The sequence below is a fragment of the Lysinibacillus halotolerans genome, assembly GCF_003711845.1.
Classification (GTDB): Bacteria; Bacillota; Bacilli; order Bacillales_A; family Planococcaceae; genus Ureibacillus; species Ureibacillus halotolerans.
In genome coordinates, this window is sequence record NZ_RHLQ01000028.1 from 1 (window position 1) to 24,125 (window position 24,125).

At 32.7% G+C, this 24,125-nt stretch carries 31 protein-coding genes; 7 read left to right on the forward strand and 24 right to left on the reverse strand.

The window, feature by feature from the left end; translation table 11 throughout:
* The 19 genes from EC501_RS11610 to EC501_RS11700 form a co-directional block, all read right to left on the reverse strand.
* The coding region (locus EC501_RS11610; protein ID WP_122972467.1) for a phage major capsid protein at window positions 1-997 on the reverse strand (997 nt) is incomplete at its 3' end.
* A gap of 36 nt (window positions 998-1,033) precedes the next feature.
* Window positions 1,034-1,771 carry a head maturation protease, ClpP-related gene (locus tag EC501_RS11615; protein WP_241559327.1) on the reverse strand — a complete coding sequence of 246 codons (738 nt, stop codon included), beginning with the start codon at window positions 1,769-1,771 and terminating at the stop codon, window positions 1,034-1,036.
* Complete coding sequence (locus tag EC501_RS11620; protein ID WP_122972468.1) at window positions 1,768-2,925, reverse strand: phage portal protein; 1,158 nt, start codon at window positions 2,923-2,925, stop codon at window positions 1,768-1,770. The genes EC501_RS11615 and EC501_RS11620 overlap by 4 nt, the downstream gene beginning before the upstream one ends.
* A 14-nt stretch (window positions 2,926-2,939) precedes the next feature.
* Window positions 2,940-4,613 carry a terminase TerL endonuclease subunit gene (locus EC501_RS11625; protein WP_122972469.1) on the reverse strand — a complete coding sequence of 558 codons (1,674 nt, stop codon included), beginning with the start codon at window positions 4,611-4,613 and terminating at the stop codon, window positions 2,940-2,942.
* Window positions 4,597-5,121: a P27 family phage terminase small subunit gene (locus tag EC501_RS11630; RefSeq protein ID WP_122972470.1), complete on the reverse strand. Its 525-nt coding sequence runs from the start codon at window positions 5,119-5,121 to the stop codon at window positions 4,597-4,599. The genes EC501_RS11625 and EC501_RS11630 overlap by 17 nt, the downstream gene beginning before the upstream one ends.
* A gap of 162 nt (window positions 5,122-5,283) precedes the next feature.
* On the reverse strand, window positions 5,284-5,613 hold the full coding sequence (locus tag EC501_RS11635) for an HNH endonuclease (RefSeq protein WP_241559328.1): 330 nt from the start codon (window positions 5,611-5,613) through the stop codon (window positions 5,284-5,286).
* A gap of 281 nt (window positions 5,614-5,894) precedes the next feature.
* Window positions 5,895-7,316: an ApeA N-terminal domain 1-containing protein gene (locus EC501_RS11640; RefSeq protein ID WP_122972471.1), complete on the reverse strand. Its 1,422-nt coding sequence runs from the start codon at window positions 7,314-7,316 to the stop codon at window positions 5,895-5,897.
* A 102-nt stretch (window positions 7,317-7,418) separates the two neighbouring features.
* Window positions 7,419-7,976 (reverse strand): tyrosine-type recombinase/integrase, encoded by a 558-nt coding sequence (locus EC501_RS11645; protein ID WP_122972472.1) that lies wholly within the window; start codon window positions 7,974-7,976, stop codon window positions 7,419-7,421.
* Window positions 7,973-8,518 carry a sigma factor-like helix-turn-helix DNA-binding protein gene (locus EC501_RS11650; RefSeq protein ID WP_122972473.1) on the reverse strand — a complete coding sequence of 182 codons (546 nt, stop codon included), beginning with the start codon at window positions 8,516-8,518 and terminating at the stop codon, window positions 7,973-7,975. The genes EC501_RS11645 and EC501_RS11650 overlap by 4 nt, the downstream gene beginning before the upstream one ends.
* A gap of 23 nt (window positions 8,519-8,541) precedes the next feature.
* Window positions 8,542-8,727, reverse strand: coding sequence for a hypothetical protein (locus tag EC501_RS11655; RefSeq protein ID WP_122972474.1), 186 nt, complete (start codon window positions 8,725-8,727; stop codon window positions 8,542-8,544).
* 94 nt (window positions 8,728-8,821) lie between these two features.
* Window positions 8,822-8,983 (reverse strand): DUF3954 domain-containing protein, encoded by a 162-nt coding sequence (locus tag EC501_RS11660; protein ID WP_122972475.1) that lies wholly within the window; start codon window positions 8,981-8,983, stop codon window positions 8,822-8,824.
* Between the two features lie 149 nt (window positions 8,984-9,132).
* Complete coding sequence (locus EC501_RS11665; RefSeq protein ID WP_122972476.1) at window positions 9,133-9,354, reverse strand: hypothetical protein; 222 nt, start codon at window positions 9,352-9,354, stop codon at window positions 9,133-9,135.
* A gap of 72 nt (window positions 9,355-9,426) precedes the next feature.
* Window positions 9,427-10,398 (reverse strand): hypothetical protein, encoded by a 972-nt coding sequence (locus EC501_RS11670; protein ID WP_122972477.1) that lies wholly within the window; start codon window positions 10,396-10,398, stop codon window positions 9,427-9,429.
* Between the two features lie 4 nt (window positions 10,399-10,402).
* Window positions 10,403-11,041, reverse strand: a complete 639-nt coding sequence (locus EC501_RS11675; protein ID WP_122972478.1) for an ORF6N domain-containing protein — start codon at window positions 11,039-11,041, stop codon at window positions 10,403-10,405.
* A gap of 39 nt (window positions 11,042-11,080) precedes the next feature.
* Window positions 11,081-11,281 (reverse strand): hypothetical protein, encoded by a 201-nt coding sequence (locus tag EC501_RS11680; protein WP_122972479.1) that lies wholly within the window; start codon window positions 11,279-11,281, stop codon window positions 11,081-11,083.
* Between the two features lie 168 nt (window positions 11,282-11,449).
* Window positions 11,450-11,695 carry a hypothetical protein gene (locus tag EC501_RS11685; protein WP_122972480.1) on the reverse strand — a complete coding sequence of 82 codons (246 nt, stop codon included), beginning with the start codon at window positions 11,693-11,695 and terminating at the stop codon, window positions 11,450-11,452.
* Window positions 11,686-11,958 (reverse strand): helix-turn-helix domain-containing protein, encoded by a 273-nt coding sequence (locus EC501_RS11690; protein ID WP_122972481.1) that lies wholly within the window; start codon window positions 11,956-11,958, stop codon window positions 11,686-11,688. The genes EC501_RS11685 and EC501_RS11690 overlap by 10 nt, the downstream gene beginning before the upstream one ends.
* 104 nt (window positions 11,959-12,062) lie before the next feature.
* Window positions 12,063-12,332, reverse strand: coding sequence for a group-specific protein (locus EC501_RS11695; protein ID WP_122972482.1), 270 nt, complete (start codon window positions 12,330-12,332; stop codon window positions 12,063-12,065).
* 76 nt (window positions 12,333-12,408) lie between these two features.
* Complete coding sequence (locus tag EC501_RS11700; protein WP_122972483.1) at window positions 12,409-12,606, reverse strand: helix-turn-helix transcriptional regulator; 198 nt, start codon at window positions 12,604-12,606, stop codon at window positions 12,409-12,411.
* 127 nt (window positions 12,607-12,733) lie between these two features.
* On the opposite strand from EC501_RS11700, the gene EC501_RS11705 reads away from it, so the two are divergent.
* From EC501_RS11705 to EC501_RS11735, 7 genes are all read left to right on the forward strand, one after another.
* Window positions 12,734-13,096 (forward strand): helix-turn-helix domain-containing protein, encoded by a 363-nt coding sequence (locus tag EC501_RS11705; RefSeq protein ID WP_122972484.1) that lies wholly within the window; start codon window positions 12,734-12,736, stop codon window positions 13,094-13,096.
* Between the two features lie 243 nt (window positions 13,097-13,339).
* Complete coding sequence (locus tag EC501_RS11710) at window positions 13,340-13,525, forward strand: hypothetical protein (protein WP_122972485.1); 186 nt, start codon at window positions 13,340-13,342, stop codon at window positions 13,523-13,525.
* 12 nt (window positions 13,526-13,537) lie between these two features.
* Window positions 13,538-14,500: a hypothetical protein gene (locus tag EC501_RS11715; RefSeq protein ID WP_122972486.1), complete on the forward strand. Its 963-nt coding sequence runs from the start codon at window positions 13,538-13,540 to the stop codon at window positions 14,498-14,500.
* A 1-nt stretch (window position 14,501) separates the two neighbouring features.
* Window positions 14,502-14,975 (forward strand): hypothetical protein, encoded by a 474-nt coding sequence (locus EC501_RS11720; RefSeq protein ID WP_122972487.1) that lies wholly within the window; start codon window positions 14,502-14,504, stop codon window positions 14,973-14,975.
* Window positions 14,976-14,980: 5 nt separating this feature from the next.
* The gene (locus EC501_RS11725; RefSeq protein WP_122972488.1) at window positions 14,981-16,990 is read left to right on the forward strand and encodes a hypothetical protein; all 2,010 of its coding nucleotides are present in this window, start codon (window positions 14,981-14,983) and stop codon (window positions 16,988-16,990) included.
* Window positions 16,991-17,019: 29 nt separating this feature from the next.
* Entirely contained in the window at window positions 17,020-17,568 is a 549-nt protein-coding gene (locus tag EC501_RS11730) for an ImmA/IrrE family metallo-endopeptidase (RefSeq protein WP_241559329.1), read from the forward strand.
* Between the two features lie 64 nt (window positions 17,569-17,632).
* The gene (locus tag EC501_RS11735) at window positions 17,633-18,787 is read left to right on the forward strand and encodes a site-specific integrase (protein ID WP_122972489.1); all 1,155 of its coding nucleotides are present in this window, start codon (window positions 17,633-17,635) and stop codon (window positions 18,785-18,787) included.
* A 75-nt stretch (window positions 18,788-18,862) separates the two neighbouring features.
* On the opposite strand, the gene sufB is transcribed toward EC501_RS11735, so the two are convergent.
* Genes sufB through sufC form a run of 5 tightly spaced genes read right to left on the reverse strand, consistent with a single transcriptional unit; the run spans window position 18,863 to window position 24,040 of the window.
* Window positions 18,863-20,260, reverse strand: coding sequence for a Fe-S cluster assembly protein SufB (gene sufB / locus EC501_RS11740; RefSeq protein WP_122972490.1), 1,398 nt, complete (start codon window positions 20,258-20,260; stop codon window positions 18,863-18,865).
* A gap of 23 nt (window positions 20,261-20,283) precedes the next feature.
* Window positions 20,284-20,718, reverse strand: a complete 435-nt coding sequence (sufU, locus tag EC501_RS11745) for a Fe-S cluster assembly sulfur transfer protein SufU (protein WP_122972491.1) — start codon at window positions 20,716-20,718, stop codon at window positions 20,284-20,286.
* A complete protein-coding gene (locus EC501_RS11750; RefSeq protein WP_122972492.1) occupies window positions 20,708-21,931 on the reverse strand; it encodes a cysteine desulfurase in 1,224 nt (407 codons plus the stop codon). Before EC501_RS11750 ends, sufU begins: the two co-directional genes overlap by 11 nt.
* Window positions 21,931-23,238 carry a Fe-S cluster assembly protein SufD gene (gene sufD / locus EC501_RS11755; protein ID WP_122972493.1) on the reverse strand — a complete coding sequence of 436 codons (1,308 nt, stop codon included), beginning with the start codon at window positions 23,236-23,238 and terminating at the stop codon, window positions 21,931-21,933. The genes EC501_RS11750 and sufD overlap by 1 nt, the downstream gene beginning before the upstream one ends.
* 19 nt (window positions 23,239-23,257) lie before the next feature.
* Window positions 23,258-24,040: a Fe-S cluster assembly ATPase SufC gene (gene sufC, locus EC501_RS11760; RefSeq protein WP_122972494.1), complete on the reverse strand. Its 783-nt coding sequence runs from the start codon at window positions 24,038-24,040 to the stop codon at window positions 23,258-23,260.
* Window positions 24,041-24,125 lie beyond the last annotated feature (85 nt).

A 24,125-nucleotide genomic window follows, 5' to 3' on the forward strand; every position in this document is an offset into this window, starting at 1 on the left:
CAATTTTTTGAGAAGAACCTACACCAAGGAAGTAATCAGCTGCAACTCCCGCTGCCATTTTACCAACCGGCATTGCAACAGATTCTATAATTGTTGCCGGAATTGGTAATACCCCATAAACGTAATTTCCATCTGCTGTTAAAACTGTTGTAGCAGGGAATAGTTTTTCCCAATAATCTGCAGGGTTAACAACTAAAATAACATTACTCACTTTTCTTTTACCGTTTTTAGTAAGAGGGTACATCACATTTTTGCCAAGTGACTTTGGTGTTAAATCTGATAATGCTGTTGCTGTTTTATCAGGATATACACCATCTACTACCGCTCCATTTAAATCTTTAATCATTCCAATCGGTTCATCTTTACCAGTGCCCGAAACAACGGCTGTTTCTAAAGCGATGTTGCAAGCTTCTACTAATACCGCTCGAACATATTTATCTAACCATTCTGGCCCTAAGTTCAGCATTGATTTAGCGACTGGTAAATAAGCTGATAATTTATATAGATTTGTATTAACAACATTAAATCCGTTATCAAGTTTTTGCTTGATTGCGTCTGTTAATTTACCCCAAAATGCTGGGTTTACATCACCATTTTTAGTAATCCATTTTGTGACACCTGTTGTATTTACAAACGTAATTGCTTGTAATAAAGCGTGTGATTGCTCTAATTCATCAAATACTCGGTTAATTACCGTCGCAGGTACAAGCTCTTCAACTCCGCCAAAACCTTCATTGTTAATAACAGCATTGTAATACTTTTGTTCTGCAGAAGTTAATGGACGAATACCGCGCTCAGCTAAGATACGAGAATCGCTCATTTCATTTGTAACTAATGACTGTGCTTCTTGTAATATTTGGTTTTGAATGCCACCTGCAAGAGCCACAAGAGCATTTGCAAATTTTTCTGTGTCCCCCTCTTGTAATGCTGCAACGATATTAGACTTCATTTCATTTTGTGCTTGAATATTTTGATCTGGGTTTAAAATTCCTGGCATATTATTTGCCCTCCTATTTTTTTAAAATAAAAAACGCTACTCGTTTGAGTTGCGCTTGAATTTATTAAGAATATTTTGTTTTTCATTTTGCTCTGGTTTTTTATTTCGGAATTTTGCAAGAATGCTATTTTTTACTTCTAACGGATCTAGTTCTTCTTCTTCCTCTTCTTCTGACTGAGTTGTATTTCCAACACTATCTGCAAAACCTACTTCTACGGCTTCTTCATCTGTAAACCAAGTTTCAGCAACGATGAGTTTTTCTATATCTTCTTTTTCACCTTTGAATCTAGTCATATAAATATTGGCAATGGATTTATCAATACCTTCTAATGCATTCAATGTTTTTTGAATATCGGTTTTGGTACCCCAAACCCATGTTGATGCCTCATGAATCATGATCATAGAACCCGTATTCATAATCACTTCATCACCAGACATGGCTATTAAAGAAGCTGCAGAGGCTGCAACACCATCTATATGGATAATAACTTTTGCATCATGGTTTTTTAAAAGGTTATAAATAGCAATACCATCAAATACATCTCCACCAAGAGAATTAATGTGTACATGAATTTCATCGGCATCAATGTTTTTTAAGGCATTTTCAACATCATTTGCTGATGTTGAATTATCATCCCACCAACTTTCGCCTATGTCACCATAAATAATTAGTTTCGCAACATTCTCAGAAGCTGTTGCTTCAAACTGATTTGTTATATGTTTTTGTCCGTACGTATTGCTGTACGGATTGTTTTTAAAACGACGTTTCGTCAATTTTTCTCACCCCCTTCTGGTGCAGATGCATCTGCATAGTTCTTAGTGACATATCGTTTATCTGCCCATTCTTCATTAATTCTTTCGCCGCCAATGCGTTCAATAATATCATTTATTGATATTGCTCCAATGGCGAATAATTTATCGAGACCTGCAGCTTGTTCTGATAAATCAGTGACTTTAATATTCGTAGCATCTATTTTTATATAGTTGCCGTTTAGATAATCTTCTGGTTTGTACCATTTTTTATTGACTTCTGCTGAAATCAAATCGATAAGTGGTAGTAATCCGAACATTAATAAATAATTAACTAGCTCCTTTACGTTCACAACGTCACCTTTCACTAGTCCCCGTGGCACATGTAATGCTGATGAAACAAAATCAAATATATCATCTACTAAATTACGAACATCCCGACTATCATTTTTATTTGCCCCACTTTTTCCGTTACCACTTAAGTCTTCTAAGACATAACCATCTTGTAACTGAAAAATAGCTCCGGCATTATTGGCTTCCAACCAAGGTTTAAATTGAGCTGTAAGCATCTCGTTAATTTGTTCTTGTCGTTTGTCATTTTGTGGTCTAAAGAAATCCCCTTTTAATACTAGTCGTTTAGCATTAGAACGCTTATAAATATCTCTAGCAGAAGAAATAAGAGAACCATAGTCCGAATACAGTGTGTTTATAACATTCATCACGTTTTCGTTATTTAGTTTGAAATAGAAAACTTGGCTTTCTTTAAATGTTTTAGTTAAACTTAAATCTCCTATTGTCACACCAGAGTAGGTATTTTCTTTAAATGCATATTCTTCTTTGTCGAAACTATCAGCAACATACCACATTTCATTTTGTGGAATCACTAACACTTCATTGTCGTAATAGAGTTTGTATATAACCTTTTTCCAAAATTCAACTGCATTTTCATTTTGGTTAGGGGCTATATTCATTAGGTAATAATTAATTTTTTTCACCGATTTGTTTTCTTCCATTGTTTTAAATTCACATCTTGCAAATGCATCAGCAATTAAATTTACACATGCATCTATTGCTAAGCGTTTATATGAGTCTGCTACTGTAAGTTGTACAACGATGTTCATTAAATCTTTATTTGACGAAAATGGATTCCAATTTCTTAGCCAACCAAACATTGACATGGTACCACCCCTTTCTAAATAACAATTGGTTTGAACTCTGCTAAAGATTCATAGTCAATGTCTCCATAATCCTCTAATTCAGAGTCAAAATTCAGTGCATGTAAAAAAGCGAAAAAACCATCCGTTTTTCGCTTTTCAGGATCTATTTTTTTGTATTCTTTGTTTTGATTATCAAGGTAATCTACATAAACATTTCCGACATACCATCTCATTAAAGGATCATCGCCAAAAACTAATGTTTGATTAATAAACATATCATCAACTAATGGTGATAATTTAGCGTGTGTAAATTTCCCTGTACGACAGACCTCTACTTCAAAGCCTGCCTCTTTTAGTGCGGGACCTAATATTGTGGCTCTATAAGTATCTAAAGAGATTTTCTTTATATAAAACGTTTCTGCTTGTTTAACAAACCAAGCAACTATTTTTTCTGGTGGAATCGACTTACCATAAACTATTTCTGCAAGTCCTTTATCCAGAGCAATCTGTACAATATCCTTATTGATGTCTTGTAATTCTAATGCTTTTTGGTGAATAAACGTATGGTGTAACCAATAACGTTTCCCATTGTATTTAGCTAATAATCCAACTGAGCAGAAATCTCGAACATCTGCAAAGTCTACTCCACCGATAGTATCAAGACCTTCTAATTTGTTATATGGGATAGGTTGATTTGTTGCAAGTCTATCTTCATATGAAGCGACTTCAAAACGTGTATCTTCCATCGGACAATTCATTCGTTTTGTCATAAAAACAATTCGAAGAGCAGCATTTCGTTGCATCTTGTTATATTCTTTAATCATTTTTCTTTTCAATTCATTATTGAACGGAAGAGACGGATTTGCTTTTGGCCACATTTCCATATCATCAACTTCTGATGGATCATCTAATTTACAGATAAACGGGAAAACAGATGATTGCTCGATACCAATCTCTCCATTTAAAATCATTCGGGATTCCTCTTTTAAATCATCCAATGGTCCACCTCTAACCGTTCCATCTGTTGATATATGAAACTCTCGATAGTCTTTGATTTTACCTCCACCAGTTGTAAATACATTAATAGTTTTGTAATCTTCATATTCGTGCTCTTCATCAAAAATAACACAACCCGAACGCTTACCGTCTTTTGTCCTCGCATTAGAAGTATTAAATCTTAAACTACTATTCGTAGCATTATTTCGTATGTTTACCTTTGAACGATAAAATGCCTTTTTTAAACGGTCTTTATTTTTTCCATCTTCTAATACTTCGTAAACATCATCGAACGATCTCTTAGCTTGATCTTCACTCGTTGCAACAATATCAATATCATAATTTTTGATTCCATGTTGTTTTGTTAACATAAAAAAACCATCATACGATATAAAACCATTCTTTCCAGCGCCACGCCCCATATATAAAAAGTACGTATCAAAAACTAACGCATTCGATTGTTTCCACCGTAGACCAAATACAAAAACATTAATAAATTTTTGCCAATCGAATAATTTAAAGGGAAAATACTTTTCTGGAATCTCAACGCTGTTCTTCACCATTTCATCATCAATATAAACATCATCTCGATTTAATATATTTCTTAAATAATCGATTAATTGAAATTGCTCTTTGCATGCAGCTACTTTGCCAGATTCAATTAGATTAAAATATGTTTCTATATATTCATGCGAATTATACGTCGTCACCATCATCACCACCTGGCTTTTCTACTTTAGAAGCATCTAAGCCCAGCTCACTAAGAAGTTTTAGCATTTGTGCATTAGTTTTGTTCAACTCAGTCACACTATCATTCTTCTTTTTATTAACACTACGACCGTTTGCCACTAAAACCGTTACTCCACGTTCTTCAATGTCAGCGATTAATTTATTTTTTACATCCCATAAAGACATATAATCATTAATTAAATCGCTATAGTGAGCCTGTATTACTCCTTTTTCTTCCAGTTGTTTCCGTAAACTAGCTTCAATATTTTTACGGGTGCGTTTGTATTTTTCGTTTTTCACTGTTTTTGTGTGCAATTCATTACTATTCTGTTCTTCATTATCATCATTTTCAGTAATTTTTTTGGCCCAATCATACCGTCGATGCCAACTTTTCACTGTATTAATAGATACATCGTATTTTTCCGCAATTTCCTTGTATTTCAAACCTTTTTTATAATCAATTAATGCTAATTCATGATTCTTTTTTTCCATCTCTCCACCACCTTGCACCCCTAACTACTAGTTGCAACTTGTATGCAAATCGAACTCACGTGAGGAAATGAAAAAATATTTTTTCCCATCGCCCCCCTCCGTTGAATTGTCCCCCGAAAAAAAGCCGAATTTTTTTAAGGGGGGTATAAAATTGTTTTTGGTTTACCATTTTTCTTCGTTAACAAATCTTTTTCCTTGTTGGCCCATGATTGTCCCATAACGATCATGCATCTTGTTATGACAAGAGTTACATAAGCTTTCTAGATTACTAAGAGTTAAGGCAAGTATCGGAACCACTTTAACTTCTTTTAAGTGATGAACGCACTGTGCTCTACGATACCTACCTTTACGTTTACATTCTTGGCATTCATAATTGTCACGCTCAAGCGCTTGAAGTCTAAGCCTCATCCATTCACGAGACTTATAAAACTTCATGAGATTACCCTCATGAATGTATCTCATAAGCTCTTTAAAACGTTTCTGACTAATCATTTATAACGCTCCTTTTCATAGTTCAAAACGTTTTTCCCTTTCACTTATAAGTGGCATTCGTCAACCTCTGCACCCTATAACACAACATATCTATAATTCTGTTGCATTTTAAAATTAGAGTTGCATCCTTGAAATAACTGTATTTTTATTTTTTTATTGTTAAAAACGCACAATTTAGTTATTGTGTTGTATTTTAGGATTCAAGGTGCAATTTCATTTTTAAAATAAAAAAAGAGCTGTTTGAAAAATAATCAAAACTAGCTCTTATATATATATTTTATTTAATTACTTTTGGTAGATTCAATAATTGCAATTCGTGTAGATAATTTTTCTGATTTTCTCCAACTTAGGTCGAGAACAATATCTTCATCTATCTCTAGTTCCATTAATAGATAATATTCTATCATTAATTTTAATAATAATATTAATTGGTATAATTCTTCACCTTTAAGTGATTTTCTCTTTAGTCTTTCATCAAAATGAGTATTATAGTTTCTTGTATTCTTAATATCTCTAATAATTTTAACTTTATCTTTTTTACCTAATCTAAATAAATGATGATACTTTATTTCGTGAGCTTCAGTTTTACCTTTAGGTGTTAATAATTCTTCAAGTCTTTCGTGTAGACTTGGTTCGTTTGAAAAATTCAATTTCTCTTTTATCCAATTTTGATATTGTTCTGGTGCATTTGTTATAATACTTTGTATTTTTCTTTCATGTTCTTCCTTTGGCAACACATGATTTTTCCTAGTTAATCTATGATATGCCTCAAGAGCTTGTACTAAGTTAAGAAAATGACGTTCAAGTGAAGTTCGATGATAATTTATTGACAAATATAAATCTATTACTGGCCTTAACTTTTCATTTTTTTCAAACCAGTTTTTCATACATAAATTGAAATCCTTTTTTATATTATCTAAGCTTATGTATACGTGATAATTCTGTAATTCTTCAATATTTTTATTATCTCCAAATTCTATTGCATTACCATAAATTTTAATAGGGATTTGCAATTCGTCAGGATTAGTATAATGAGGTTTAGCAGTGATATAATCAATATACGTTCTTAAATTAGTGCATAGAGAAATAAAATCTCTAATTTGATATATAATACTATGTATTCTTTCCAAATGCGTTGGTTTGGTAAATTTAAGTTCTAATCGAACATAGGTTTTAATACTTACTGAACTTGTAGAATAACTATAATCCCCTGCGTAAGTATAAATACTAATTTTAAATTCAAATTCTTCATTTTTATGAAGGATTTCATCAGACTTATTAGTAGTTATTGAATATCTCGTATAATCATCGTGTGATTTTACCTCTACATTGTTTTGAAATGCCCACCTTTCTAAATTAGTAACGCTAAAATAAACTTCACTTATTAAAACTTCTTGTTCTGAATTGAAAATCGCATCTTCTAAAATATAATCGCAGTGAACCTTATATATATACTTAGTTTCATAATCATGTACTATTGAGGAATTCGTAGAACCTTCAATTTGACATTTATATAAAGTAAACGCCTTTCCCTGATAAGTTTTTCCATAGACAACATCAGCTTTATATGGAAGTGGCAATTCTTCATCACTATATAATTCTAAAACTCCTGATTCTTCAGTTAGGTTTAATATCCCATTCAAATTAATATCTAAACCACCAATAAACCACTTTCCAAATTGTAGATTGTTTTTACTGTTCATAATATCCTTCCTTTATAAATTCTTCGATTAATTTACTTAATTCTATAAAAAAAGCGTTAATCCTTTTAGATTAACGCAATAACAACTAAATAAATTTTTTAACTATCGATATAACCCTGCAATCTTCTCATCCAAATCATCCTGACCTACACCAATATAAAATAATGTTGTCGTTTCTTTGTTATGATTAAATATTTTCATGAGTGATGCAACTTCTTTATATTTTGAATAAAAGTTGTATCCAAAAGTTTTACGCATTGAATGAGTACCAATTGGCTCTGGATATCCAATAGCTATAGCAGCTTCTTGCAATATTCGATAAGCTCTTGTACGATCGATTGGTTTCTGTTTGCCAGATGATGTTGTTTTTTGACTTTTAAATAGATAATCAGTATTTCTTAAATCTTTGATATAATCATCTAATATTTTTTTTAATGGACGTGGAATAATAAAACGCTTCTGTTTTCCAGTTTTCTTTTCAAATAACATAATATGCGTCCCCAAAACATCCTTTTTCTTTAACAGTAAGATGTCTGATATACGTAAACCTGTATGGATTCCAACCATAAACATTACATAATCTCTCATGTTGTTTTCCTTGAAGTAATTTATAAATTCCTCTAACCAATCTGTTTCACGTATAGGCTCAACATATCTCATGACATTACCCACCCTTCGCCTTCAATTTTCTTTTTACAAGCATCAATCGTTTTCCATACTCCTTGTTTTGTGATACCCAACATCTGCCCTATTTCCTCACAAGTAAATCCCTGTGAGTAGAGTTCTAATATCTCTCTTTGTCTCTTTGTTAGAGAGGCTACAATTTCTTTTGCGATTTGAGATTTATAAGTATCGTCCTCGATTTCATCTGATGATGGATTATCGTGACTATATTGATCGTAGCTTTTGAAATGTATTACATTTCTTTCACTTTTCATTTCTCTTTGATATACTGCTCTTCTTTCAATTCCTCTCATCAGTCCTGGTTGCCGACCTGTTGCTAACCATTCGATAGTAAAGTTAATAGTTCTTAAAGCAGCATTTAATATTCTTTCATCATGCTGCAGCATAAGTAAGTGTTCTTTCCCAGTGGGATTTAAATATCTTTGCTTTTTATAAAATCGTATTTGCTTTTGTACTTTCTTCAATTTATCCTCTGTGAAAATTAAACTAGCTTGATATTCTTTTAATAGATCGAGCACTTATACTGCACCTACCTAACTAATTATTTTTTGCGAAATGAACCTTTTACAGGTTTAAAGGTATCTCTCCTAATACCCATTAATTCCTCTAATTCTCTTTTACTTAATTGTTCTTTAGATTTTTGTATTTTGTTCTTTTGTCTTCTCTTCTTCATTGGTTTTTTAGCAAGTCCATTTTTAATTAGCTGCTCTTGTAGTGTACGTGTCATATTTACTCTCCCCTATGCACAAAATAAAAAGGACATCAAATCATGAGAGTGCCCATACTCTCAAAATTCGATGTCCTCGGTTGTTCCGATAGACTTATAATTTTTCGCTACATTCGTGTACTGCTCTAGTTGGTTTATTTGATTCCCAACTAATTATTGTTTTGCCATAACCTGTTGTTGGTGCTTGCACCTTTTTCATTTGTCCATCTTTCACTAAGTAAATTCCGTCTTGCAATTCTTGTAGTTGTTTGCCCATTCAACCACTCTCCTGCTATAATAATAGTGTCGAGATATAGCAAGAGAGTGTGAGTCGTAGTTGCTGCTACGGCTTTTTTATTTGTCGTAAAATATTGTGGTAAAAATATTTGTTAATGCAACTGAATCCTTTCTTTTTTATTTTATTTCTCAAAATGGTTGTAACTTTGAACTAATAAAGGAATAACATTTTTCCTTTGTTTTAAATCCTTCATGAAGTTCCTCATTTTCAACTTCATAAAACTTGTCCGTTTTTCTAATGTTAAATGATTCAATTTTAACTTCGTCATTTTCTTTTAAGCTATTAATTTTTCTATATACCGGATCATCTTCTAATCCTAGTACTTCATACAAATTCATTTGTAAAAGCAATTAATCAGCTCCCTCCTAATGAATAAAATGTTCGAATTGCATAAGCTCCTCTCCTTAGAATAAAGTCGTCCTTTAGTTGTTTCCGAGTTTTGCTAATATTTTCTGTCTTTCAGCTTCGAAATCAATGTTTTCGTTTGGTTGTTCGGTAGTTTGTGGCTCTTGTTGATTTCGTTTTTTAAACCATTCAGGTATTATTTCAGTTTGTCCATTGTTGTGTTTTTTAGGTGCTGATTCTCTTTCTTTCTCAGCTTTAATTTGTCTTATCAAGGTAGTGGCTTTTTCTCGTAATTTCTTAGTTGATAGAATATTAGATTTCCAGAAAGAGTTATTTTGCGACCACTCAATTAAATATTTGATTTGTTCCACCGTTCGACCATCACGTTCCATCATCAAGCGAATATGATCTGACCAAGTTTGTAAGTTAGGCTCTTTAAAACTTGGATCATCAACTAGGATTTTTTTGTAAAGTAATTTTGCTAATTGATAATGCTCAGAAGATTCGTCGTAAACTTGTTTGCGATTCTTCTTTTTCTCTGTTGTATTCTCTGTTGTATTCTCTGTGTATTCTCTGGTTATTGGTACTGCCATTTTGTCATGTTCAGATACCGCCATTTTGTCATTGTCCATTGCGTCATTTTGTCGTGATTCATTTAGACAACTTGGCGCATTCATTGATGACAAATTGTCATCTTCGATAATGTCATTTTGTCGTAATGCGTTATTGCAAAGTTTTTCAAGTTTTTCATAGTCAATTCGATACCATTTTGTTCTGTCAAATTTCAGCTTATTAAAGTTGCCTACTACAAGGATCTCTTTACCTTCTAACTCTGCAATAATCCTTTGAACAGTGCGTTTTGAGTAAAATGGGAACTGTTCTGCCCATTCGTCCATGGACTTGTACACCCAAGCGTGACCATCACGAATGTTATTTGAAATGCGTAGCCAGTAATGCACTTGCTGAACCACTATGGCATTATTTAAACCTATTTTAGTTGCAAGTGTTGGTAGAACCTGCAACGGCGGTTCATTGATTAATAGATTCATAATTTTATTTACCCCACTTTTCGACAAAACATAGTGCATCTTGAAGTTGATACTGCTTAATGTCACGATATGAACCTACATGATAACGCTCTTTAAGAGCAGCATAGAGTGAACGGAATAAGGATTGTCTAGCCCCTTGATTATCAGTTAATTGGCAAACACGAGTGTTAACTGCTTTGCGTAATCTTAATTGTTCACCTGAATGTAAAGTTGAGTTCTTTGCAAGTTGTTCCAAAGTTTCAACCCTCCTTTCAATTTGCTGAAATAATTTATAAGAAATCGCTAGAGTTTGAGGTTCTTCCTCAAGTTGCTCCTTGATTTGGTAGTAGCTTGAAATCAACATATTGTATGCTTGCCAAGCCTTATCGCTATTGAGTGATTTGGCATGAAGCCATGCTCCTTGTTCAGTCCATAAGTACAGTACTGAGACATATTTAAGGGAAACGTCATTTTGACGGGAACTTTTAAATTGTTTTAAAGTCTCTCCAGATAAAGCAAAATAGTGCATTCCCTGCTCGTAACGATCTTGATTACGTTGAAAGTTACGTGCGATAATTTTTGCGTTAGTTCCAAAAGCTTCGGCAATTTGATTAGTTGTTAGCACCCTTTTATCCAAATGCTCTATTACTGGTAATTGCTGCATTTGTTATCCTCCCTTGCAAAAGGCTCCGTCAATTTGACGTTAAGCCTTTCCTTCAACTTTTAATGCCATATTTAAAGTGTCTTCAATACCACTAACACGTGCTAATTGAGTTGAATAGATAGCTTTGGCTTTTGCTAGTTCATAATCTGATTTAGCATTTGCTACATCTAGAGCTAAATCAGTTAACAGTTCCTTTTCATCAGCTAAAAATTGCTTTAATTGTTGAATGTAAGTTTTCATAAGTATCAGTCCCCTTTTTCACGATTTTATGTTATAATCGTTATAGTTAAAATTTGATTAATTTCTTTTACTGTTTAATCGTTGGCGCGATTAAGCAGTTTTTTATTTGCACTGAATTGTAGTAATACTAGCTTTTGTTCGAAAGTTAGATGTTTCCACGCTTTAACTTTAATTTGCAAATCGTTTCACCACCTTCGCAACCACACCAATTCTTTTCAAATAATGTGGCATTACATTTAACTGCTTGCGTTTTTCTAATTCTTGTAGAGCATTGATAGATTTAATTGCATCTTTCAATAATTCCCGTGCAATGTTCCAATCTCCACGCTCTCTATAAACATCTGCCCTTGTAATTAAATCTTCGTAACATAAATTTTCAGTCACGATCTTTTGATTGATTTCTTTTAGATCCATAAACTAAAACCTCCTATGAATGTTGGTACTAATTGAGCTGCTTGCATAATTGCATCAACACTAAATATTGATGAAATAACAATATCCTCTGAATTTGTTACCTTTGCTGCTTTCATTAAGAATCTTGCTTCAACAGCAATAAGGTTTTTTTCAATTCTGCTAATAGTCGACTGTGTTGTGTGCATCAAGTCTGCAAATACTTCTTGTGACAATTTTGCTCTTTTACGACAGGTCTTTACTAACTTTCCGAAATCTACTTCCACTCTGAATCACCCCCTTTTTATGCGTTATCTGCATATATGCATATTGTGCATGGTAAGTTATTCCACAAGTTAGTAGAATTAAATTATAGAGTTCATGCCCAAACCTATTGTTTCGACTGCCTTTTCAACCATTTCACAACATAATCATGTGCTTCTTGTGCAGGCATAAGCCATTTGCTCCCGACTTTAAACTTTGGAAAGTCTTCATTATAGAAGAAATGGTCTTTTATAAAAGGGATACTCATACAAACTTGACGAGACAACTCGTTCATATCCCATAGAGTGTGTTGGATGATTGCTCGTTCCACTTTCTTTTGAGCTTCCTCGCGAACAATTTCTTCAACTTTCATCTCATCGATTGCGATGTTCAACATTCTTTCCCCTCCTAAAATGAAGGCTGTAGACTACAGCCTTTAATATTTAATACACTCACCGCACGTTTTGTGTTGTTCATGAGTAAAAAATTTCTCCTACACTTTTATTAAAGTAGGAGGCTATTTTTACTTTTATCTCGTCCTTAGGTATACGTTGACCGTTTTCGTACATCTGCCAAGCACTCACACTAACGCCAATTTTACGCGCAACATCTTCCCTAGTTTCTTCTCCTCTCAGCTTGGTTAATTTCTGACCAATTCTCTCTTTATTCAATTTCCCACCTCCGCACGTTTCGTGTTGTTAAATCAACTATAAACCACACGAAACGTGTTGTCAACATGTAATATTAATAATTTTTCCTAACACGTTTTGTGTTAGAATTGAGATAGGTGATATGACTATGACAGAACTTTTTGGAAAAAAGTTAAAAGCACTTCGTACTTCTAAAAAGATATCTCAAAAAGAATTTGGGAAACTATTTGGAGTTGCTGAAAGCACAATTGGGATGTACGAACGTGATGAGCGAAGACCTGATTTTGAATTGTTAAATAAATTCGCTGATTATTTTAAAGTTAGCACCGATTACCTTCTTGGTCGTACTGACACCAAAGAATCTACAACAAAAGACGATGAGGCAGAATTCCAAGCATTCATCAATGATCCAGAACTCCAAGTATGGTACAGAGAACTTCCGAAATCTGATGAAGAAGAACTGCGAAAACTTCGCATGATTTGGGAGATGATTAAGAATGAGAAAAAATAAAAGCGACATGTCTAGTCGACATGTCGTTTATACGATTTCTTTATGTAAATATTAAACATTTATGGATTTAATATTTTTTTTAAACTCTATGTAGATATATTGGATTACGACATAAGTTACATTATTGGGATTAAGAGATAATTAGTTAATTTACATATATAATATATCCTTACTACATTTTAATTTATCTTTTTGTTAATATTGTGTTACATAAAAAGTTAAATTTTTAGGAGGGATATAATTATGAACAATTTCTTTAAAAACACTGATTTATATTATAATAATCGTTCTATTGAAATCGTTCAGCTATTTCCCTCCTTTAATTTAGCAAAAATAAAGTACTCAGGAACTTCTGAAGAAATTACAGTAGATATTAATTTTATTGATAATCAAATTTCTAAGGAGAGCTATTTAACAATAAAAATTTGAGAGGATAAACAAATGATCTTTGACTTATTAGATTCCTCATTGGATGGAGATTTATGGGAAGAACTTATAGTGAAATGTTATAAATTGAAATACAATAACCAACATTTCACACCGATTCCTGCTGAATATCAAGGAGATGGAGGAATAGAAGGATTCACCAAATCAGGTGTCGCTATCCAATGTTATTGCCCTAATGATTCTAATTTATCTAATGAAAAGCTTCACGAAAAGTTACGAACTAAAATGACTAACGATATCAACAAATTTATTAATGTTCAATACATTAGTAAATTAAAAAAATTAGGTATTCCTATAATTAAAGAATGGCATTTTGTTATACCAGAATATCGAGATAAAAGAATCATAGAACATGCAGCCAAAAAAAAAGAACTTGTTTTAAGCACTAGAGAAAAAGACTTACAATTATATGATTATATATCAGAAGATTTCGATATAATCATAAAAGTTGCTGATGATTATATGGTAGAGCTATCTACTATAGTACGTTCCAAAATCACTAATGTTAAATTAAATATAGTATTAAATGAGAATAGTAAACCAAACTGGACAAATTGTGATATTGATAAAATTAACAATGTTAAGAGAAAATTATTAGCGATTCAACCTGATTTATCTAACTACCCCAATCAATTTAATGAATTATTAGATATGTATATGACTTTCTATATGTTAGGCATTGAGCAATTGGAAAGGTTAAATGATAACTTTCCAGATATAAGAAAAGATATTTTAGAACTCACTGCATCCTTCCGATCTGAAGTAACAATTAAAACATTATTTAACACAGATAAAACATTAAATTCAAAATTATTCATTGAACTAGGTGAAACATTTGAAAAAAATTTGAGAAGAGACTTTGACTTTTTATCTAGTGCATCAATTATGAATTTAAAAAATAATATAGTAGCAAGTTGGTTAGCAGATTGTTCAATGGAATTTAAAGGAGATGTTTAAATTGAAAAACAATATTCTTATTCCATCTGAATATGTTAAATTTGATGCAAAACCAGATGCTGTACCATATAAATATCGATTAAGTTATAGAATATCTATTACATGTCTAATATTAAAAATTACAGGTGGAAGAAGCGGATGTTCCTTAACCAAGATACATCTAATCACTATTTCTATGTATTCCACTAAAAGTATGGACCATTTATTAGCTTATTTAAATGAACCTAAATCAAATTTTTTAACACTAAGATTTGATCCTGCAGTCAATAAAACAATTAATTTTATGCTTGCAGACAAAATTATATATCAACAAAAAAATGGACTATTTAGACTCTCTGATAAAGGGAAAAAATTCACTCAAAAATTAATTCGCTCAAATGAATTATTAATTTCTGAGAAAAGTTTTCTAAATAATATCTCTACTCATTTATCAGAAGATATTATAAAAAATATAAGCAATACTCTTCTGGGGTGATAAAAGTGTTGACAATCAATGAAGTAAAAATTGACATTGAAACAAATTTAAAACGATTCAGTTTTTCAAGCATTTTTAAAAAGGGTGTTAACTTAATATACAGCGAAGGTAATACAGTAGGGAAAAGTTCTGTAATCTCTGCAATTTACTATGCTATTGGATTAGAAGAGATAATTGGGGGCAAAGGTCCAAATGTATTAAGTTCTGCTTTTAAAACACAAATTGAATATGATGAAAAAGAAATACCTGTTTTAGAATCAAAAGTATATCTAGAAATATCAAATGGAATTGAACCTATTACAATATTTAGAGCAGCAAAGTCTTCTACACGCGGGTCAAATTTAATTACAGTATATTTTTCAAGTTTAGATAAAATTAATGATCTTAATATTAAAAAAGAAGATTATTATGTTCATTTGCATAATTCTGCAAAACATCAAAAAGGTTTCTATACCTTTTTAGAATCATTCTTACAATTAAACTTACCCTATGTACCTAGTAAAAATGAAGAGGAAAGGAAATTATATCTCCAATTAATATTTTCTTCGATGTTTATTGAACAAAAGCGTGGCTGGGGAGATATTTTTTCAGGTATGCCCTATTATGATATACTAGACCAAAAAAAACGTGTTATTGAATATATTTTAGGATTAGATACACTCGCAAATGAAAAGTTAAAGTATTCCTTAAAGAATGAAGAGAAACTCTTAAAAGAGAAATGGGAAAATTTATATAAACAATATAGTATTAAATTAAATCCCTATAAACTTGAATTAAAAGGCATCAACAAAAATATACATATAATAGAAAAAGACTCCATAGACTTAATTTATACAGATAATGAATTGAATTATAATATAAAAGATTATATAAAAATTTTAGAAGATGAATTACAAGAATTAAATAAAGTTAAGATTAAAAAAAAGGAAAATCTAGAATCCTTGATTAAAGAAGTAGAAGAAACAAAAAATAGTATTAAAGAATTTGAAGATAAACTAAAAAATACAACTGAGTATTATGATAAAGAACTTTCAAGTTTAAAACACTTGCAAAATAGTTTAGAAATGATAAATATTGATATTTTAAATAATAAAGATGCCTTAAAACTACAAAACTTAGGGTCGATGGAGAAGTTTAAGACTTTTGATAATTTTTGCCCAACATGTGAACAACCTATTCAAGATACTATTTTAACTAATCAAATGTCTACTAATATAATGAGTATTGAAGAAAATATAAATCATTTAGAATCTCAGAAAAAATTATTTGAGTATGCAATAACCCAGAAAGAAAATACTATCATTAAATTAAAAGAGGATATTAAAACATATAGAACTTCTATTAAGAAACTATATTTTCTATTGCAAATTACTAATAACGATTTATATTCACCAGTTGAGACATATTCAGAAAAAAGTGTTTATAGAAAAGTAGAACTTCAAAAATTAATTTATGATTTATATGAAGTTATATTGTTAAAAAATGAAATCAATGAGTCATTCTATAACTTGTCTTCTGAATGGAAATTAAATCAGGACAGTATTTTAAAGCTTCCTAATAGTAACCTTACATTTCAAGATATAAATAAATTGGATAAATTACGTGCATACTTTATAGAGAATTTGAATACTTTTGGATATAGAAGCTCATTAGATATTAATAAAGTACAAATATCTAAAGATACCTACATGCCAATGATTGAACAGTTTGATATGAAATTTGATTCCTCAGCAAGTGACCATATTAGAAGAATCTGGGCATTTACCATAGCTTTATTACAAACATCTATTGAAATGAATGGAAATCATCCAGGAATATTAATATTTGATGAACCTGGACAACATAGCATCATTGTAGACGATATGAAAAAATTCTTTAATGTATTGAGTAAAATTAAAGGTGTTCAGATAATTATAGGAATTACTATAAAAGAAAGTGATATTAGAAAAGTAGTGCTTGAAGAAGTGCAAACCGGTTCTTTTGGAATTCCACTTATAAATCGAGCTTTTAGTTAATATAAACCCCACTACCAAAAGGTGGGGTTTTGTTTTATACTAAAATAGGAACATTCGTTCCTATTTTGTTTCAAAGCATTGGAGATGGTAGTATGTATTACAGTCATATAGAAGACTTTGTAAAGGAATTTTATACAAGGATGGATATTAATGATCCCTTACAACTCAATTTTAAAAAAGTATCTTCGAAACTAGGAATAAGAGTTTTCTACTGGAACGAATCAAGTCAGGCACTTTTTTTAAATAATTATTCATACATATTTTTAAATAATCAATTAACCGAACAAGCAATGTGGCAAGACTTTTGTCATGAACTTGCTCATGTTTTATTACACGTCGGTAACCAGAGGCAGATGCCAAAAAGTTTTAGAGAATATCAAGAAGCGAAAGCAAATAACTTTATGTATCATGCTTGTGTTCCCACTTTTATGTTGGAACAACTAGAAATTACTGATTATACGAATGAATCTATTAAGTTAATACAAACATTATTTAATGTCGAAAAGGCATTTGCTTTACACCGTTTAACTCAATACTTAAATAAAAAATTTTTTATGCTAAATTCGCATGGTGCTTAACTTCTAACTTTTCTATAGTTAATTTACTAGTTTAAGATTTATATTTTAGATAGAAGGTGAGAATATGGCGAGTTTTCGTAAAATAAATGGTACTTGGGAATATCGAATTCGCTTCAAGGATTTTGCTAGTGGTAAGTGGAAAGAAAAGTCAAAACGTGGATTCTCTACAAAAAAAGAGGCTCAATTAGCTGCAAACGAAGAAGTATTAAAATTTGAGTACTATGGCTTTCAAGAAGATGGTAAGGAAACTCTAAATGAATTTATTGTGAAGTGGTTTGAACTTTATAAACGACCAAACTTAAAACAATCAACAGTTGATTTGCAAGAACGAAATATTAAAAATAATATACTCCCTCGATGGGGTAACTATAAACTAAAAGAAATTACGAGATTGGAATATAAAGAGTGGTTAACAGATTTAAGTGAACGTTATTCAGAAGGGTCTATCCGAAGAATTCATAGTATTATGAGTACTGCAATGCACGATGCTGTTCATGAATTTCGAATACTCCGTGAAAACCCAATAACACGTATGAAGATTCCAAAATTAGCGGAAGAACATAAGATCAAGTATTTTTCCGTAGAAGAGATGGAAAAATTGATTTGTGTAGCAAAAGAAAAAGTAAAAAAATCAAAATACAGAGAATCCAGTCAGCATTACACACTAATATATTTTTTGTTTCACACTGGGTTACGAATTGGTGAAGCTCTTGCATTAACTTGGGACGATATAAATTTTGAACATGCTCAAGTATCTGTTGATAAAACCTGTAGATATAAAGATAAAGGTAAAGAAGTCGTCATTACCAGTACGAAAACAACTTCAAGTGAACGTATTATTGAAATTGATATCGATACTTTAGAAGTTTTAAAAGAATATAAAAAAAATCAACAAGACATGTATTCCAAGTTTAATTATTATAAAAAGCCTGAAAATGATCTAATTTTCCATACACCGACCGGAGAATATTGGAGAGCTAATGTCATTCGGGAACAATTCAAAGTCTTTTGTAAAAGAGCAGGAATTCCAGAACTATCACCACATGCATGCAGACATTCTCATGCAGTTCACTTACTTGAAGCTGGGGCAGATATTAAATACATTTCAGAGAGACTTGGACATAAGTCTGTAGAGACTACTTACGATACCTACACACACATAACAAAAAAGATCGAGCGCAATGCACTCGACCTGTACAAAAAATATTTAAAATCATAATTTTGTGGGGCGTTTGTGGGTTTGTGTTATTTTCACACCACCCACAAGGCCTTAACAGTACTGATTTTATTGGAATTAACCAATAGAACCTTCCATTTCGAATTTGATTAAACGGTTCATTTCTACAGCGTATTCCATTGGTAATTCTTTTGTGAATGGTTCGATGAAGCCCATTACGATCATTTCTGTTGCTTCACCTTCTGAAATACCACGGCTCATTAAGTAGAATAATTGCTCTTCAGATACTTTAGAAACTTTTGCTTCATGCTCTAAAGATACATTATCGTTTAAGATTTCGTTATATGGAATTGTATCAGATGTTGATTCGTTATCTAAAATTAACGTATCACATTCGATGTTAGAACGTGCACCTGTTGCTTTTTTACCAAATCGAACGATACCACGGTAAGTTACTTTACCACCTTGTTTAGAGATCGATTTAGAAACGATTGTTGAAGATGTGTTTGGTGCTAAGTGAATCATTTTTGCACCAGCATCTTGGTGTTGACCTTTACCTGCAATCGCAATTGAAAGGGTCATACCACGAGCACCTTCTCCTTTTAAAATACATGCTGGGTATTTCATCGTTAATTTTGAACCGATGTTACCATCAATCCATTCCATTGTACCGTTTTCTTCAACAACCGTACGTTTTGTAACTAAGTTATATACGTTGTTCGCCCAGTTTTGGATTGTTGTATAACGGCAATAAGCATCTTTCTTAACGATAATTTCAACTACTGCTGAGTGAAGGGAGTTTGTAGTATATACAGGAGCTGTACATCCTTCTACATAGTGAACACTTGATCCTTCATCAACAATAATTAACGTACGTTCGAATTGACCCATATTTTCAGAGTTAATACGGAAGTATGCTTGAAGTGGAGTATCTAATTTTACACCAGGTGGAACGTAAATGAATGATCCACCAGACCAAACAGCTGAGTTTAGAGCAGCAAATTTGTTGTCTGATGCTGGAATAACTGTACCCCAATATTGTTTGAAAATATCTTCATTTTCACGTAATGCTGAATCTGTATCTTTGAAGACAATTCCTAAATCTTCAAGATCCTTTTTCATGTTGTGGTAAACTACTTCAGATTCGTACTGAGCAGATACACCAGCTAAATATTTTTGTTCAGCTTCAGGAATACCTAATTTATCAAATGTAGCTTTGATTTCTTCTGGTACTTCATCCCAAGATTTTTGAGTTGCTTCAGATGGTTTTACATAGTAAGTAATTTCATCGAAGTTTAAAGCAGATAGGTCGCCACCCCATTGTGGCATTGGTTTAGAGTAGAAAATTTCTAACGCTTTTAAACGATAGTTTAACATCCACTCCGGTTCATTTTTCATATTTGAAATTTCACGGACGATTTCATCAGTTAATCCACGTTTTGAACGGAAAACTGAAACGTCTTTATCATGGAAGCCGTATTTGTAATCGCCGATATCAGGCATTTTTTTCGCCATTTTTATTCTCCTCCGTTCAAAAATTAATTTTGATCGCTTACGCCTTTTTCCATTGCTTTCCAAGCTAATGTAGCGCATTTAATTCGTGCTGGGAATTTTGAAACACCTTGAAGGGCTTCAACATCCCCTAAATCATATTTATCGCTATAGTCTTCACCTAGCATCATTTTCGAAAAAATATCAGCTAGTTCAAGAGCTTCATTTACTTTTTTTCCTTTAATAACTTCTGTCATCATAGAGGCAGAAGACATTGAAATGGAACAGCCTTCTCCATCAAATTTAGCATCTTCGACTATACCATCGTTGATTTTTAAAGTTAAATGAATGCGGTCACCACATGTAGGGTTATTCATATCGATTGTGACACTGTCACCATCCAATGAACCTTTGTTACGCGGTTTTTTATAATGATCCATAATGACTGAGCGGTATAGTTGATCTAAATTATTAAAAGACATCGTTAAAATACTCCTTCGCTGTGCGCAATCCTTCAACAAGTCGATCAATATCTTCCTTCGTATTATACATATAGAAGCTTGCTCGAGCTGTTGCAGTACATTGTAGCCATTTCATTAGCGGTTGAGCACAATGATGACCTGCACGTACAGCAATACCATTCATATCTAAAACAGTTGCTAAATCATGTGGATGTACACCGTCGATATTGAATGTAATTAAGCCGCAACGTTTCTGTGGATCTCGAGGTCCGTAAATGGTTAAACCATCGATTTTATCCATTTCACTTATAGCATATTCTACTAGGCTATGTTCATGTTCCGCAATTTTTTCCAATCCAATTTCATTTAAGAAATCAATCGCAGCACCTAAGCCAATAGCACCAGCAATATTTGGAGTACCACCTTCAAATTTCCAAGGCAGTTCTTTCCAAGTAGAATCATATAAGCCTACAAAGTCAATCATTTCCCCGCCAAATTCAATTGGTTCCATGTTTTCTAAAAGCGCTTTTTTACCATATAGTACACCAATACCTGTTGGACCGCACATTTTATGACCAGAAAAACCTAAAAAGTCACAATCAAGATCTTGCACATCGATCGGCATATGCGGTGCAGCTTGTGCTGCATCTACTACGATTACTGCACCAACTTCGTGGGCGATTTCAGCAATTTCTTTAATTGGATTAATCGTTCCTAAAACGTTTGAAGCCATTGTAATCGCGACAATTTTCGTTTTTTCTGTAATCGTATTGCGAACAGTATCTAATGTAATCGTACCATCTGGTTCAAGGTCAAAATACTTTAATACAGCACCTTTTTCCTTCGCCAATTGTTGCCAAGGAATTAAGTTTGAATGGTGTTCCATATAGGAGATAATAATTTCATCTCCTTCTTCAACATTCATTCGTCCATAAGCAGCTGCTACCGTATTTAAAGAAGTTGTAGTACCACGAGTGTAAATAATTTCTTCTGTTGACGTCGCGTTAATGAACTTACGGATTTTCTCACGAGCTCCTTCATATGAATCAGTTGCTCGATTTCCTAAAGTATGTACACCACGGTGAACGTTGGAATTATCTAACTCGTAATAGTTTTTTACTGCTTCTAATACTTGAATTGGCTTTTGGGATGTTGCTGCACTATCAAGGTAAACGAGCGGATGCCCGTTTACTTCTTGATTGAGAACAGGAAACAATTTACGGATTTCATTCATTAGCGAACTTTCCCTTCAATGACTTTCGTCAATTGATTTTTAACGCTTTCGATAGGAAGGTTAGTAACAACAGGCGCAAGGAATCCGTGGATAACTAAACGCTCTGCTTCTGATTTTGAAATACCACGACTCATTAAGTAATAAAGTTGAATTGGATCAACACGACCAACAGATGCTGCGTGTCCTGCCATTACATCATCTTCATCAATTAATAAAATTGGGTTTGCATCACCACGAGCATTTTCAGATAACATTAATACGCGTGATTCTTGTTCTGCATTTGATTTTGTAGCACCGTGTTCAATTTTACCGATACCATTGAAGATTGTTTGAGCTGCATCTTTCATAACACCATGTTTTAAGATGAAGCCTTCAGAGTTTTTACCCCAGTGACGAACTTCTGTTGTGAAGTTTTGTTTTTGTTCTCCGCGCCCTACTACTACTGTTTTCGCATTGGCAGTTGAACCGTCACCAATTAAGTGAGTAATATTTTCAGAAATTGTATCTGAATCGTTCATTAAACCTAAAGCCCAGTCCATTTTCGCATCGCGTTTAATATGACCGCGGCGGTTTACGTAAGTTGTAAAACCTTTAGCAAGAACATCTACAGCACCGAAAGTAACTTGTGCATTGTCTAATGCAACAACTTCTTCGATTAAGTTAGCTTGTCCATTTGCTTGTTCTACTGTAGATACATAAGTTTCTACATATGTTACTGCTGAATTGCTGTCAGCTACGACAAGAACATGGTTAAATAATGAAGCGTCTGCATTGTCGTTTAAGAAAACAACTTGTAATGGTTGTTCAACAACAACGTTTTTTGGTACGTATACGAATACACCACCGTTAACTAATGCAGCATGGTAAGCAGTTAATTTATGCTCATCTACTTTAACAGCTTCTGTCATAAAGTATTTTTGAACTAAATCACTGTGCTCACGAATCGCAGTTCGGATATCTGTAAAAATAACACCTTGAGCTTTTAACTCTTCAGAAATTTTAATAAATGCAGGTGTATTATTACGTTGAATATAAAGGTTTTCTTGGCCTTCAATATCAATGATTTCTTTTACTTCTGTAGGAAGCTCATCTAAAGAATTAAATGGTGCACTTTCTACTGTATGTTGAGGGAACTCGATAAAGTTCCAACCTGTAATATTTGTTTTATCTGGCTTTGGCATTGGTAGCTCAGCAGCCTTTTCAATTGCTTCCGCGCGCAAGTTCGCAAACCATGATGGTTCATTGTTGCTTTGCGAGAACGAGCGTACTTCTGTAGCTGATAACGCCAATTTTGTTTCAACCGTCATGTTGTTTCGCCCTCCTCCATTAAGCTTCTTCTGTTACCGCGTCTGTATCTTCGATTCCTAATTCTTTTTTAATCCAGTCATAACCTTCTGCTTCTAGACGTTGAGCTAATTCTGGACCACCAGATTTAACAACGCGACCTTGCATCATAACGTGTACATGATCAGGAGTAATGTAGTTTAATAAACGTTGGTAGTGAGTGATTGCAAGACATCCGAATCCTTCACCGCGCATTTCGTTAATACCTTTTGCAACAACTTTTAATGCGTCGATATCAAGACCTGAGTCGATTTCGTCTAAAATAGCGAAAGTAGGTTTAATCATCATTAATTGAAGAATTTCATTACGTTTCTTTTCCCCACCAGAGAATCCTTCATTTAAATAACGTTGAGCCATATCTTGATCCATTTCTAGGAAATCCATTGTTTTATCAAGCTCACGGATAAATTTCATTAATGAAATTTCATCGCCTTCTTCACGACGAGCGTTAATAGCTGAACGGATGAAATCTGCGTTTGTTACACCTGAAATTTCAGAAGGGTATTGCATAGCTAGGAATAAACCAGCTTTTGCACGCTCATCAACTTCCATTTCAAGTACGTTTTCACCATCTATTTCAATAGTACCTTGAGTAACTTCATATTTAGGGTGACCCATAATAGCAGAAGCTAATGTAGATTTACCTGTACCATTTGGACCCATAATTGCATGGACTTCATTTGTATTAATTGTTAGGTTTACACCTTTTAAAATCTCTTTATCTTCAATCGATACATGAAGATCTTTAATAACTAAAGTTGACATTATATTACCTCCGTAGTTGCGAGTTAAATGGTAGAACCATTTCTAATTTATTATCATTCTAATCTTAACCGAAAACTTCAAAGCA